General features: G+C 44.0%; 13 protein-coding genes. 2 read left to right on the top strand and 11 right to left on the bottom strand.

Annotation, left to right across the window (positions count from 1 at the left end; translation table 11 throughout):
- Positions 1-40: 40 nt before the first annotated feature.
- The 9 genes from PQ469_RS22725 to mraZ all read right to left on the bottom strand — a co-directional run bounded on the left by PQ469_RS22725 (position 41) and on the right by mraZ (position 10,000).
- Positions 41-1,186 carry an FtsW/RodA/SpoVE family cell cycle protein gene (locus PQ469_RS22725; protein WP_274209713.1) on the bottom strand — a complete coding sequence of 382 codons (1,146 nt, stop codon included), beginning with the start codon at positions 1,184-1,186 and terminating at the stop codon, positions 41-43.
- A gap of 111 nt (positions 1,187-1,297) precedes the next feature.
- Complete coding sequence (gene murD, locus PQ469_RS22730; RefSeq protein ID WP_274209714.1) at positions 1,298-2,683, bottom strand: UDP-N-acetylmuramoyl-L-alanine--D-glutamate ligase; 1,386 nt, start codon at positions 2,681-2,683, stop codon at positions 1,298-1,300.
- A gap of 64 nt (positions 2,684-2,747) precedes the next feature.
- Complete coding sequence (gene mraY / locus PQ469_RS22735; protein WP_274209715.1) at positions 2,748-3,989, bottom strand: phospho-N-acetylmuramoyl-pentapeptide-transferase; 1,242 nt, start codon at positions 3,987-3,989, stop codon at positions 2,748-2,750.
- Between the two features lie 116 nt (positions 3,990-4,105).
- Positions 4,106-4,450: a four helix bundle protein gene (locus PQ469_RS22740; RefSeq protein WP_274209716.1), complete on the bottom strand. Its 345-nt coding sequence runs from the start codon at positions 4,448-4,450 to the stop codon at positions 4,106-4,108.
- Positions 4,451-4,669: 219 nt separating this feature from the next.
- On the bottom strand, positions 4,670-6,130 hold the full coding sequence (locus PQ469_RS22745) for a UDP-N-acetylmuramoyl-L-alanyl-D-glutamate--2,6-diaminopimelate ligase (protein WP_090652424.1): 1,461 nt from the start codon (positions 6,128-6,130) through the stop codon (positions 4,670-4,672).
- Positions 6,127-8,241, bottom strand: coding sequence for a penicillin-binding protein (locus PQ469_RS22750; RefSeq protein WP_337993745.1), 2,115 nt, complete (start codon positions 8,239-8,241; stop codon positions 6,127-6,129). The genes PQ469_RS22745 and PQ469_RS22750 overlap by 4 nt, the downstream gene beginning before the upstream one ends.
- Positions 8,228-8,644, bottom strand: a complete 417-nt coding sequence (locus PQ469_RS22755; RefSeq protein ID WP_274209717.1) for an FtsL-like putative cell division protein — start codon at positions 8,642-8,644, stop codon at positions 8,228-8,230. The genes PQ469_RS22750 and PQ469_RS22755 overlap by 14 nt, the downstream gene beginning before the upstream one ends.
- Positions 8,641-9,543, bottom strand: coding sequence for a 16S rRNA (cytosine(1402)-N(4))-methyltransferase RsmH (rsmH, locus tag PQ469_RS22760; RefSeq protein ID WP_274209718.1), 903 nt, complete (start codon positions 9,541-9,543; stop codon positions 8,641-8,643). Before rsmH ends, PQ469_RS22755 begins: the two co-directional genes overlap by 4 nt.
- Entirely contained in the window at positions 9,536-10,000 is a 465-nt protein-coding gene (gene mraZ / locus PQ469_RS22765) for a division/cell wall cluster transcriptional repressor MraZ (RefSeq protein ID WP_090652428.1), read from the bottom strand. Before mraZ ends, rsmH begins: the two co-directional genes overlap by 8 nt.
- Before the next feature lie 252 nt (positions 10,001-10,252).
- On the opposite strand from mraZ, the gene PQ469_RS22770 reads away from it, so the two are divergent.
- Together PQ469_RS22770 and PQ469_RS22775 are read left to right on the top strand one after the other, a co-directional pair.
- Positions 10,253-10,468: a hypothetical protein gene (locus tag PQ469_RS22770; protein WP_090652429.1), complete on the top strand. Its 216-nt coding sequence runs from the start codon at positions 10,253-10,255 to the stop codon at positions 10,466-10,468.
- 108 nt (positions 10,469-10,576) lie between these two features.
- Entirely contained in the window at positions 10,577-10,837 is a 261-nt protein-coding gene (locus PQ469_RS22775; RefSeq protein ID WP_274209719.1) for a type II toxin-antitoxin system VapC family toxin, read from the top strand.
- Positions 10,838-10,872: 35 nt separating this feature from the next.
- Here the strand turns inward: PQ469_RS22775 and PQ469_RS22780 are convergent, their stop codons facing one another.
- Both PQ469_RS22780 and PQ469_RS22785 read right to left on the bottom strand, forming a co-directional pair.
- The gene (locus PQ469_RS22780; protein WP_274209720.1) at positions 10,873-11,607 is read right to left on the bottom strand and encodes a copper homeostasis protein CutC; all 735 of its coding nucleotides are present in this window, start codon (positions 11,605-11,607) and stop codon (positions 10,873-10,875) included.
- A gap of 46 nt (positions 11,608-11,653) precedes the next feature.
- On the bottom strand, positions 11,654-12,889 hold the full coding sequence (locus PQ469_RS22785) for a PepSY-associated TM helix domain-containing protein (protein WP_274209721.1): 1,236 nt from the start codon (positions 12,887-12,889) through the stop codon (positions 11,654-11,656).
- Between the last annotated feature and the right edge of the window lie 22 nt (positions 12,890-12,911).

Genomic DNA, 12,911 nt, shown 5'->3' on the forward strand with positions numbered 1-12,911 from the left:
CTTCTTTAACTTTCGTTGCCCCTTTTGGGGGGTTAGGGACCTAAGCCACACTTATCTCCCCAACCACAACTTTCTTCGGTTCCTCTATATCCCTGCTTACTGATAGTATGATGCCGAAGGCCACACTGGTGAACAACAGCGACGTACCACCCATACTTACAAAGGGCAACGGCACACCCGTTACCGGGCCCAAGCCTACTGCCACAGCCATATTGGCGAAGGCCTGTATAGCCAGGCTAAAACTTAAGCCACATGCCAGCAATGCGCCAAACGCCTTGGGCGCCTTGGTAATAATTTTTATACACCTGTACAACAAAAACAGGTAAATGCCTACCAGCGCAAAACCGCCTACCAGGCCATACTCTTCAACGATGATGGCATAAATTTCGTCCGAGTACGATTCGGGCAGGTAATTCCGCTCGGTGCTGTTACCGGGGCCTTTACCAAAAAGGCCTCCGCTGGCAATGGCTATTTTGGCATGGTCGGCCTGGAATGATTTATCTGTTTTGGTTGAATCGGGATGCAGGAAGGTTTGTACGCGCGAAACATACGTATGCCGCCTTGGCCCCAAAAATATTACACCCAATAACAATATAAATCCTGCACCGCATACAATAGCTATCTGTTTTATGCTGATGCGGCCTATGATCAATAGCAATATACTTACCCCAAACAGCATCAGCGCGGTTGATAAGTTGGCTAAAGCGATCAATATAAAAACCAAACAAACCGAACCCATAATGGGCAAAAACGATTCTTTTACATCCTTGATATTTTCCTGCTTGCGCGATAAGGTGCGTGCCAGGTAAGTAATCAGGGCTAACTTGGCCAAATCCGATGTCTGGAAGCTCAAACCAACAAGCGGGATATTTATCCAGCGGCTTGCATTGTTGATGTGGCTACCAAATACCAGGGTATAGATGAGCAACGGAATAGTCACGATCATCATGATTTTGGACAAGCCTGCATAATACCGGTAATCCAGCTTATGCGAAATATACATCAGCATAATACCACCCACAACCATAGCCAGGTGCTTCATCAATATCGACTCGACACCAACACCACGTTTATAAGCAAGCGTACCTGTTGAGCTGTATACAGCCAACAAGGATATAACAGAAAGCAATATCACTATCAGCCATATCCACCGGTCGCCTTTTGTGTTGTTTAATATCCTATGCATTTTAGTTTAATTCTTTACTATTTGTCCATGGTTTATAGTCCATGGACCATGGACAAAACATCTTAATTATTTATCATCTGCACATCTGAAATTTGAAATCTGCACATCTGCTTACAGCTCTCTCACCGCTGCTTTAAACTGGTTTCCCCGGTCTTCGTAATTTTTAAACAAATCGAAACTGGCACAGGCTGGCGATAACAATACAGTATCTCCTTTTTCGGCAAGGTGAAATGCTACCTGCGCCGCTTCCTGGGCCGAGAATGTATTTACTATAACATGCACATCATCTTCAAAAGCGTCGTGTATACGCTTGTTGTCTTTCCCCAGGCAAACTATCGATCTAACCTTCTGCTTTACCAAATCCTTGAGCATTCCGTAATCGTTGCCCTTATCAACGCCGCCAAGTATCAGTACTATATCACTGCTCATGCTCTCCAATGCGTACCAGGTTGAGTTAACATTGGTGGCCTTTGAATCGTTGATAAACCGAATGCCCGATATATTGGCTACAAATTCAAGCCGGTGTTCAATGGCTTTAAAGTTGCCCATGCTCTCTTTGATCGTTCCCTCGCGCAACTCCAGCACCCTTGCTACAATACCTGATGCCATGGAGTTGTAAATGTTGTGCTTGCCCTGTAAGGCCAGTTCTTGAATTGACATTGTAAAATGTTCTTGATTTGTGTTAATGACAATATTGTCGTTATCGAGATATGCTCCCGGTTCAATCTTTTTTTCAATAGAAAAAGGCAATAGCTGCGCGTCGAATTTCCGGTTGGCCATACCTTTAATGGTTTCGGGGTCATCTGCGCAGTAAATGAAATAGTCGGCCGCCGTTTGGTTTTGCGTAACCCTGAATTTGGATGCCGCGTAGTTTTCCAGCTTGTAATCGTACCTGTCTAAATGGTCGGGTGTGATGTTTAGCAATACTGCTATATCTACCTTAAACTTAAACATATCATCCAACATAAAGCTGCTTAGTTCAAGCACGTACAAATCAAAGTTTTCGGTAGCCACCTGGTAAGCAAAGCTTTTACCTATGTTGCCGGCCAGCCCAACATTTAAACCACCATTTTTTAAAATATGATAGGTTAAGCTGCTGGTAGTAGTTTTTCCATTTGATCCGGTTATGCCGATGATCTTCGCGTTGCAATACCTGCCTGCAAATTCAATTTCGGATATTACCGGAATTCCTTTTTCTTTAAGTTTTTTGATAATCGGCGCTTTATCCGGAATTCCGGGGCTTTTGATCACCTCAACCGCGTTCAGGATTAAATCCTCTGTATGTTGTTTTTCCTCGAAGCTGATATTCCAGTCTTCCAGTTGTTTTTTGTACTTATCCGCAATGGCCCCAAAATCCGACACAAACACATCATACCCCTGCTTTTGCGCCAGGTATGCCGCACCAACACCACTTTCGCCGGCGCCAAGCACAACAATAGCCCCCCCCACCCCCTGAAGGGGGTGCTTTTGATTGGGTATGTTGTTATTAATGCTCATTCTATTTTTATTTTTTTTTATCAAACTATGCTTTTTCTCTCCCCCTTTAGGGGGTCGGGGGGCTTTATCTCAGTTTCAACGTTATTATCGTTATTATCGCCAGCAGTATCCCGATGATCCAGAACCGGGTTACGATTTTGGCTTCGTGGAAACCTTTCTTTTGATAGTGGTGATGCAACGGCGCCATTAAAAACACCCTGCGACCTTCGCCAAATTTCTTTTTGGTGTATTTAAACCAGCCCACCTGCATAATTACCGACATATTCTCGATCACAAATACACCGCATAACACCGGCAGCAATAATTCTTTACGGATCATGATAGCAAAAACAGCTATGATACCGCCTATGGCCAAACTGCCCGTATCGCCCATAAATACCTGCGCAGGGTAGGAGTTGTACCACAAAAAACCAACACACGCACCAACAAAAGCACCGGCGAAGATCACCAGCTCGCCCGAGTTAGGAATGAACATGATGTTCAGGTAATCGGCTATTTCGATATTACCGGATACATAGGCCAGTATGGCCAGTGTGATACCAATAATTGCCGAGGTACCCGTCGCCAGGCCGTCTATACCATCCGTGATGTTTGCCCCGTTGGATATAAAGGTGACAATGAGTATCACAAAAAACAGGAACACCACCAAAGCATAATACTCATATCCTGGGCCGATGAACTTTAATACCTTGCCGTAATCCAACTCGTTATTTTTGTAAAAAGGCATAGTAGTTTTGGTAGAGTGTATATCCTGAGTATATACCGGTACATTCTTTTTCAGGTGAAAATCGACCGGGGCGTTGACCATTACCGGCAATTTTACTTCCTGGCGAATAACAATATTGGTATTGAAATACATTGTCCAGCCTACTATCAGCGATAAACCCACCTGGCCTACAATTTTAAAACGGCCTGCCAGGCCCTCCTTATTTTTTTTAAATACTTTAATATAATCGTCAAGGAAACCAATGGCGCCCAACCAAACGGTGGTAACTATCATCAATATGATGTACACGTTACCTAATTTAGCAAACAACAAAGTAGGCACCAGGATACCCAGCAAAATGATTAACCCACCCATAGTTGGTGTACCCGATTTTTGCATCTGGCCTTCCAAACCTAAATTCCTAACCGTTTCGCCCACCTGTTTAAAACGCAGGTAATCAATCAGCCTACGACCATAAACGGTTGTAACCAGCAACGATGTTATTACAGCCAATGCCGTACGAAACGTGATATACTGAAATACCCCGAGTCCCGGTATGTTGTAGTTTTTATTTAAGTAAGTAAACAAATAATATAACATTGGCTTTGCGATGTGCAGATGTGCAGATTTCAAATGTGCAGATTAATAATTTGCAGATTCGAGATAAGCAGATTTGCGATTTATGTTTTAATTTCTTATTTCTATTTAATTACGTTTTACTCTTTTATCGAGGAAATTATCTTTCCTAAAACCTTTACTATTGATTGCACATCATCAAGCATCGATTGTTCAAATGGGTAACTCTCTGCTTTCTGACATAACAACAACCAGTACCTGGTTTCTTCAGCTTCCTTATAAGCTACCTTACATTTATGTTTAAAATCGCTCTTGCTTTGCGCTCCCTGCGCTTCGCAAACATTTGCCCCTATTGATGTACCGCTCCTGAACAGTTGATTAGCCATATTGAATTTCCTTAACGCTTCCAGCTTCTCGGAGAAGCTGATGATCTTTAAAGAAAACTCGAAAGTCAAATCAACAATCAGGTTAGGTCTATCACTCATTATTTTATCAATTCATCAATCACTAATTCCCAATCCAAACATCTATTCCTCATCTGCATATTTGCATATCTGAAATCTGCACATCTGAATCCTCATCTGCACATTTGCATATCTGAAATCTGCACATCTAATTCTCTCATCTACACATTTGCATATCTGAAATCTGCATATCTAATTCCCTCATCTGCATATCTGCACATCTGAAATCTGCACATCCACCTACACCAATAATTTAAACTGCTCTTCCAACTCCTCCATATCGTCGAAGTGGTTCTTCACTCCATGCGATTCCTGGTATTTTTCGTGCCCTTTACCAGCTACTAAAATTATATCTCCCGGATTGGCCAGCATGCAGGCTGTTTTAATTGCCTCTCTCCTGTCAACTATGCTCACTGTGTGACGTTTAAACGCCGGGTCAACGCCCTCGATCATGTCTTTGATGATCTGGGCAGGGTCTTCCGAGCGTGGATTGTCTGATGTCAGGATTACTTTGTCGCTCCATTCGCTGGCTACACGGGCCATAATAGGGCGTTTGGTTTTGTCGCGATCTCCGCCACAACCTATTACAGTTATTACCTTCTCGTTGCCTTTGCGGATATCGTGAATGGTGCTCAGCACATTTTGCACAGCATCCGGTGTATGGGCGTAATCAACTATACCTATTACTTTATTTGGCGCCACTATGTATTCAAAGCGGCCTTCGGCACCGGTTAGTTTGCTCAGGCTGGTTAGCGTTTTGGCTTTATCCTGCTCTAACAACATAGCTGTGGCGTAAACCGCCAACAGGTTGTAGGCATTAAAGGTGCCCACCATTTTAAACCATACCTCTTCATTATCAATATGCAATAACAGGCCGCCAAACTGGTTTTCCAGGATGCGAGCCTTATAATCGGCCATGCTTTTTAGCCCGTAGGTTTTGCGGTGCGCCTGCGAGTTTTGCAGCATGATGTTACCATTCTTATCATCGCTGTTGGTTAAAGCAAAGGCGCTTTTCGGCAATCCATCAAAGAAGGCTTTCTTGGCCTTCAGATAACTGTCAAAGGTTTTATGATAATCCAAATGATCGTGCGTGAGGTTGGTAAATACCCCGCCCGAAAAATGCAAATTGGCTACCCGGTGCTGTGCAACCGCATGCGAGCTAACTTCCATAAAGCAATAATCGCAGCCTTGTGTCACCATCTCTTCCAGCAAACGGTTAAGTTCAATAGGATCAGGCGTGGTATGGGTTGATGGTATTACCTGGCCATTAATCTGATTTTCGACAGTTGATAGCAAACCGGCTTTATAGCCCAGATCGCGAAACAATTGATAAAGCAGCGTAGCGATGGTGGTTTTGCCATTGGTACCGGTAACGCCAACCAGCTTTAACTGTGCCGATGGATTACCGTAAAAATTGGCAGCCACCAAACTCAATGCCTTAGCCGAATCGGCTACCATTAAAAAATCAACTTCGGCCGCGGTGTGGGCAGGTAAATCTTCGCATATAACAGCGATGGCGCCCTGTTTAATAGCCTGGTCAATATAATCGTGCCCGTCAACCTGTGTGCCTTTTACGGCAACAAACATCGACCCCGGAATTACCTGGCGCGAATCAAAAGCTACAGACGTAATTTCTACATCGGCGCTGCCTTGTAACTCGGTAAATGCTAACCCATCTATTAAATCACTTAAATACCTCATTGCAGTTCAATTGTTATGCGTGATCCTTTTGGTATTAGGCTGCCGCCAGTAACCGATTGTGTGGTTACCATGCCGCTGCCGCGTACCGTTACTTTATAACCTGCATTGCCCAAAACATACAGGGCGTCGCTCAGGCCCATTCCTGTTACTGTAGGAACAGTGCCTTCTTTATATCGTGTATCCTCAAATGGTATACCATTGCTGGTATCAACTCCGTTGCCTGCTGCATCTGCCGATGCGTATAGTGGCTTAACCCCCAATTTGGTATATACATGTTTTAGTGCCTTTAAATTGCCCTGCTTTACCTTAGGCATTGATGTATTGCCAACAAGGCTTACCGGCGATGGCTGGTTTATTTCCATATCATTGGCATAAACCTTATCGGCAATTTCCCTGAAAATAGGCCCGGCAACCTTAGCCGCCAGGTATGATCCGCGGGTGGGATTATTTACCACCACGATCATCGAATATTTAGGATGATCGGCCGGAAAATAACCGCAAAACGATGCCTGATATTTTTTTACCTTATAACCTTTTGTACCATCGGCTACCTGGGCTGTACCTGTTTTACCAGCCACCGTATAACGGGGGTTTTTAATTACGCGCTTACAATTACCTTCCTGTACAACGCCTTCAAGCATGCTTTTTACTTTACCAAGCGTAGCATCCGAGCATACTTTTTCATTAATTACCCTGGCGTTAAACTGCTCAATGGTGCTACCCATCCTCCTGATCTCGCGCACAAAAATCGGCGCTATCATTTTACCATTGTTGGCTACCGAATTATAAAACGCCAGCATTTGCAACGGGGTAAGGTTCATTTCATAACCATAGGCCATTTCGGGTAGGGTATAATACTTGTTCCAGCTGCGGTTGCCCGGGTTTTTTATAACAGGCCTTCCTTCGCCGGGAATTTGCAGCTGCAGCTTATCATTTAAATGATAGCTGTACAGCTTATTGATAAACTGCCATGGGTTATCTTTATAATGACCATATACCAACTTTGCTGCCGCCACGTTTGATGATTCTTCAAAAGCTTTTTTAACCGTCATTTCATAGTTGTCATGCTCGGTATCGGTAATGGTTGGCCCCTTGGGGAACTTGTATTTACCGCCCTCAGCATTTACTATAGTATTGGTATCCAGTTTATGCTGATCAAGCAGGGTCATATATGACACCAGCTTGAAGGTAGAACCCGGATCAATAGCGTTACTGATGGCATAATTAAAACTCTCCTTAAAAGTATTTTCTTTTGAACGGGTAAAATTGGCTATGGCACGCACTTCGCCGGTAGCAACTTCCATCAGCACCACACAGCCATGATCGGCTGCGCTTGAATCCAGCTGCCTTAATAAAGCCGCCTGTGCTATCTCCTGGAAGTTAACATTAATGGTCGACATGATATCGGCGCCATCTTTTGCCGGTATCTCGTCTTCATCATTATTTACAGGCATCCACGTTCCGCCGGGAATACGCTGCATTAAGCGCCTGCCATTTTCGCCATTGATGTATGACGAGTAAGCCCCCTCCAGCCCTACCGGGTTTTTAATGTTTTCGTTTTTATAACCAATGGTACGAGCAGCCAAAGCATGAAAAGGCAAAATGCGCTTGTTTTGCTGCAAAACAATCAGGCAGTTTTTAGTTTTCCTATTTTTAAACACCGGGAACTCACGAATCTTTTTTAACTCCTGATAGCTTACCCTGCGGCGTAAAAGCTGGTAACGCGAGCCATCTTTACGGGCATCGCGCAGCAACCTGGCATATTCGCGCGGCGTTCTATCGCCATATAATTGCGATAAATCTGTCGCCAGCACCTCTACATTATCATTAAATACACTATCAATGGCAAGGCCTGCACCCAACATATCCATGTGCAACTCATACTCGGGTACCGATGTTGCCAACAGGCTGCCATCTACCGAAAAAATATTACCACGCGCAGCCTCTACATCCCTGAACTGGGCTGTCATGTTTACTGCTTTGGCTTTCCATTTTGCGCCCTGTATAAATTGTACCCGGCAAAGCTGTACCACAACCGCGAACGAAAAAAGCACAACAAGGCCAAAGGCAATATACACCCTAAGCAATATGTTAGTCCTAATTTTCATCATTATCCTCCTTCACCCTTATCTTTTTTGGCGGCTCAACGCTTTGCCTCACCCCAAGGGTATCGGCACGTTTGGCCACTTCAATTAATGTACTTTTAAAAGCCATATCGGCTTTTGTAGTTTTAAAATCCCAGCTGCGTTCTTTCACCTCCTTAGTAAGGTCATCAATATCGCGGATGGTTTTTTCGGCCAGGTGCATATTACCTATATACACCATACCCAAAAAAGCAATGAACAGTACAAAAGGCAGGGCGCTGGTGGCCTTCTCGCTTGTAATAAAGCGCTTGGTAAAAAATTGCGTAAAGAAATTATCGGGGATCTCCCTTTTTTTGGGTTTATCCTCAACAATAAGCTCTTCTGCCTCTTCTTCCTCCTCCTGAATTTCTGTACGGAAACGATTGCTCATATTTTTACAGCTATCCTTAATTTAGCGCTCCTTGCCCTGTTATTTTTACTTATTTCATCTGCCGATGCGGTTATAGCCCCACGACTTACAGCATCAAGCGGCCTTTGGTTATTGCCGTATAAATCCTTTTCTACTTCGCCGCTAAACTTACCTTTTGCGATGAAGTTTTTTACCAGCCTGTCTTCCAGCGAGTGATAGCTCATTACTACCAACCTGCCACCAACGGCCAGCACGTCTGCACTTTGTACCAAAAATTCCTTCAAAGCTTCCAGCTCCTGGTTAACTTCGATCCGCAGCGCCTGGAAAACCTGTGCCAGATACTTATTTTCTTTCCCTTTTGGGATGCGGTTAATAATCGCGTTCTTCAAATCGGCTATGGTTACTATTGGAGCATTAAGCCTGGCGGTAACAATAGTTTCGGCCAGCGATTTGGCATTCTGAATCTCGCCGTAAACTCCAAAAATGCGGTGCAGTTCAGCACCGGTATAATTATTTACCACATCCTTGGCCGTTAGCTCGCCGCCCTGGTTCATCCTCATATCCAGCTCGGCATCAAAGCGGATTGAAAAACCACGCTCGGCCTGGTCAAACTGGTATGATGATACGCCTAAATCGGCCAGTATGCCATCAACGGGGATAGCACCGTGCAAACGGCAAAAGTTTTTCAGGTACCTGAAATTCTGATCTATAAAAACAAAGCGTTCATCGTCAATTATATTTTGCTGAGCATCGGTATCCTGGTCAAACGCCAGCAAAGTACCTTCGGGGCCCAAATGTTTCATAATCTCGCGCGAATGCCCGCCGCCGCCAAAGGTTACATCCACATAGGTGCCATCCTTTTTTATAGCCAGGCCATCAATGCATTCCTGCAGCATAACCGGTGTATGGTACTCACTCATCTATCCTCCTTGCTTTACTACCCATTACCGCTTCGGCCAATTCGGCAAAATTATCAGGCTCGTTATTTATCATTTCGGTATGGGCAGCCTTATCCCACACTTCAATTTTGTTTAACACACAGGTTAAAACAACATCATTACCAATGCCGGCAAAATCAAGCAAACTCTTTGGCAAAAGCACCCGGCCGGCCGAATCAGGCATCAAAGCCGTGGCGCCGCCAGTGAAATACCGAATAAAACGCAGGTTTTGCCGGTCATATTCGTTAAGTTTGCTCAATTCGTCAAGTCTTTTGTCCCATTCGGATTTTGTGTAAATAACCAGATACTTCTCCAGGCCGCGATTGATCATAAGGCCCTCGCCGTCAGCTTCAGGAAGCTGCTTTTTGAGGCCCGCAGGGATCATCATTCGCCCTTTGGCATCCAGTTTACATTCAAATTCTCCGGTTAAATGCGGCATTATAAGACTATGGCTTAATTTAATAGGTAAAAGTAATTTTCTTTTACCACAAATTACCACTTTTTACCACCAAAAAGTTTTCAACATTTTTGGTGGCTTTTGGGCTATACGGCAAATTTCAAAAGAGCGTTGAGCGGCCATTTAAAATCAGAATCAACACTTAATAGAGTGGGCTCAACAATAAACGCTAAGGCTATTTTAGCAAACCTTCCGCGCAAGTTTTTATCGAAAATTTTGTAAATTTGATTCATAATGGAAAAGCTGACAATCAATATCCCCGACAAAAAAAGTTCGCTGGTAAAACAAATCCTTATCGGGCTCGGTGTTACTATACAACAGGATTCCTCTACTAATACCATTGCCTACAGAGAAAAACTGGCTAAAATTTCGATATGGTCTGATGATGATTTGAAGTTTTTAGAAGAAGGTAAAAATGCTTTCGAAAGCTTGAAACCACAACAATGGTAATAGATACCGGTATATTTATTGAACATTTACGTGCTAAGGACAAACTTGGCACTACTTTATACAAGATTTCTGACAATACCGAGCTCTTCATTTCTTCGGTATCTCTTTATGAACTATATATGGGGGGCGACCAATAAGGAGAAGGAAAACGATGTAAAGAATATAACAGGGGATCTTTCTGTATTACCCTTTACAGACACTGTTGCCCAGAAAGCCGCGCAGATTTATCATCAATTGCGCCAGAGTAATCAAATGATTGAATTCCGGGATATTTTTATTGCCGCAAATTGCATAGTTAATGAAATGCCGATCGTCACTTTGAATAAAAAGCATTTCAAGCGCATCGATGGCCTAAAAATATTGCGGTAAACGATTTATTTTTTGCCCCTTATTTAAAGAAACGATTAATAATTTTCCCCCTTCAAAACAGCCACCATCGCCCTTACTTCATCTTCATCGGCAATATAAACATTTCCATAATCGCTCACCTCTTTATTAATATAAGTTAAAGGATTTGGCGCTACAGCGCGTGCCGATGAATGGTATTCTGTTGCATTACTTTCGGCTACCAGTTTTTGCAGGTTGGTTGATTTAACACCGGCACCGGGCATAATGGTAATACGGCCGGCGGCTTGTTTAACCAGCTCACCCAACAACTGGCCGGCATCGGGCGCCGCGCTTTTTTGCCCGGAGGTGAGTACCCGCCGGCATCCGCAGGCTATCAGTTCTTCTAACGATTTTAAAGGATCGGGCGTACCATCGAACGCACGGTTGCAGGTAACGCTCATTGGGCCAGCCCATTCAACAATGCGTTTCAGCCATTCGGTATCAATTTCGGCATCTATGGTTTGTGTGCCTACCGAAATGCCATTGCAGCCCAACTCACGGCAAATTTGTATGTCGTGCTTAATAATGGCGTATTCATCCTCGTTGTAAAAATAATTTCCAGACCGCGGCCTGATGATGGGGAACAAAGCGATACCTATTTTATCGCGCACCTGTTTTATGGTGCCATAGCTCGGAGTAGTACCGCCTTCAATAGGGTTATCACATAATTCAACCCGCGCAGCACCGGCGCGCTCGGCTATAATACAAGTTTGAATAGTAAAGGCGCATACTTCGAGAATCCTGGCAGGCATATTTTATTATTTTGCTAAGTTGTAAACATACAAACTATCAAATAATTTAAACCAATTCCATCTTCCTATAGGTTTTAGTTTTTTTACGTGTACGGTTAAGCCACATCATTACCCCTGTTACCGGGAATATGAGCGATAAAAGACATACAATAAAACTAATTATTTTGGTAGGCAAGCCGTAAACCGAGCCGGTATGTATTGGTTTTACGTAAGCCCTTGCCCGCTGGCCTAAACTTTTGGCGGCAAACAATTGCGCCCCTGCTATGCCGCCGCTATATTGGTCAACGTAATAGGTATTGGCGGTGGTTTCAACTGCACCCTTAGGTAAAATGTTTATGCTGTAAACGGCCAGCGAATCTTTAGGCACCCTTACTGTATAATAATCTGCCAATGCGGTTTGTGCTGTTACCGCCTGCAATGCGGCATCTACCTTTAAAGCTTGGGCCCCGGCCTGGTACTTTGATTGCGGAGCTTTGGGCTGCTCTTTTACCAGCTTTGAACCGGTTATAGCAAATAATGCCTGGTTAGCCAGCTTAAACGTCATAATTAAACCCGTTAACGCAATCACAATTAAAAATATCGAAGTGTAGAAGCCGGTAACCAGGTGCAAATCATGTACCAGCCGTTTGGTGCTGCCGCCCCACTTTATTTTTAAACGCTGCTTCATAACGTTTTTGGTTTTAGGCCACCACAGTATTACCCCGGTTATTAATATAAACAGGAAAAGCAATGTCGAGATTGACACCACCCAATCGCCCAGGCTATCTTTACCTGCCAACAAAAAACGGTGAAACATTTCGGCCGAGTACAGGAACGATTGCCTGCGGCTGTATTGCCCTGTCACCTGGCCGGTGTAGGGGTTTACAAACACGCTTAAATTTGCCCGGTCGGCCTCTTTAGCTTTTTTATCCTTATCGCCCTGTACCTTTGCGGGCTTGCCCTTTTCGGCCTGAACAGCATTACCTTTTTTATCTTTCTTTTCGGGTACAATTAAGCCAACCTCAACCGTTCTGGTGGCATCATTATAAACCATTGCCGAGGCCAGCTTTGCTTTGGGAACCTGCTTAAGGGCTGCCTTAATCATTTGCTCCAGCGGTACCCGTGTAGCTGCGGCCTGCACGTAATAAAGTTTGGGGTGCAGGGTATGCTCAATTTCTTTTTCAAAAACCAGCATAGTACCCGTGAGGCACGAGCAAAAAATAACAATGCCTGCCGCGAGGCTCAAATAAAGATGTATGGTACGGAAAAATACTTTCATGGCTTTCATTACAAAACCGGGCATGCTAAGGCATATCCCGGTTTGT

The organism is Mucilaginibacter sp. KACC 22773 (assembly GCF_028736215.1).
Lineage (GTDB): Bacteria > Bacteroidota > Bacteroidia > Sphingobacteriales > Sphingobacteriaceae > Mucilaginibacter.

Bases quoted from the DNA above. Each gene is read 5' to 3' on its own strand.
- PQ469_RS22725 (WP_274209713.1), bottom strand. From the start codon at position 1,186: ATGCATAGGATATTAAACAACACAAAAGGCGACCGGTGGATATGGCTG.
- mraZ (WP_090652428.1), bottom strand. From the start codon at position 10,000: ATGCCGCATTTAACCGGAGAATTTGAATGTAAACTGGATGCCAAAGGG.
- PQ469_RS22750 (WP_337993745.1), bottom strand. From the start codon at position 8,241: ATGATGAAAATTAGGACTAACATATTGCTTAGGGTGTATATTGCCTTT.
- PQ469_RS22770 (WP_090652429.1), top strand. From the start codon at position 10,253: ATGGAAAAGCTGACAATCAATATCCCCGACAAAAAAAGTTCGCTGGTA.
- rsmH (WP_274209718.1), bottom strand. From the start codon at position 9,543: ATGAGTGAGTACCATACACCGGTTATGCTGCAGGAATGCATTGATGGC.
- murD (WP_274209714.1), bottom strand. From the start codon at position 2,683: ATGAGCATTAATAACAACATACCCAATCAAAAGCACCCCCTTCAGGGG.
- mraY (WP_274209715.1), bottom strand. From the start codon at position 3,989: ATGTTATATTATTTGTTTACTTACTTAAATAAAAACTACAACATACCG.
- PQ469_RS22740 (WP_274209716.1), bottom strand. From the start codon at position 4,450: ATGAGTGATAGACCTAACCTGATTGTTGATTTGACTTTCGAGTTTTCT.
- PQ469_RS22780 (WP_274209720.1), bottom strand. From the start codon at position 11,607: ATGCCTGCCAGGATTCTCGAAGTATGCGCCTTTACTATTCAAACTTGT.
- PQ469_RS22785 (WP_274209721.1), bottom strand. From the start codon at position 12,889: ATGCCCGGTTTTGTAATGAAAGCCATGAAAGTATTTTTCCGTACCATA.
- PQ469_RS22775 (WP_274209719.1), top strand. From the start codon at position 10,577: ATGAACTATATATGGGGGGCGACCAATAAGGAGAAGGAAAACGATGTA.
- PQ469_RS22745 (WP_090652424.1), bottom strand. From the start codon at position 6,130: ATGAGGTATTTAAGTGATTTAATAGATGGGTTAGCATTTACCGAGTTA.
- PQ469_RS22755 (WP_274209717.1), bottom strand. From the start codon at position 8,644: ATGAGCAATCGTTTCCGTACAGAAATTCAGGAGGAGGAAGAAGAGGCA.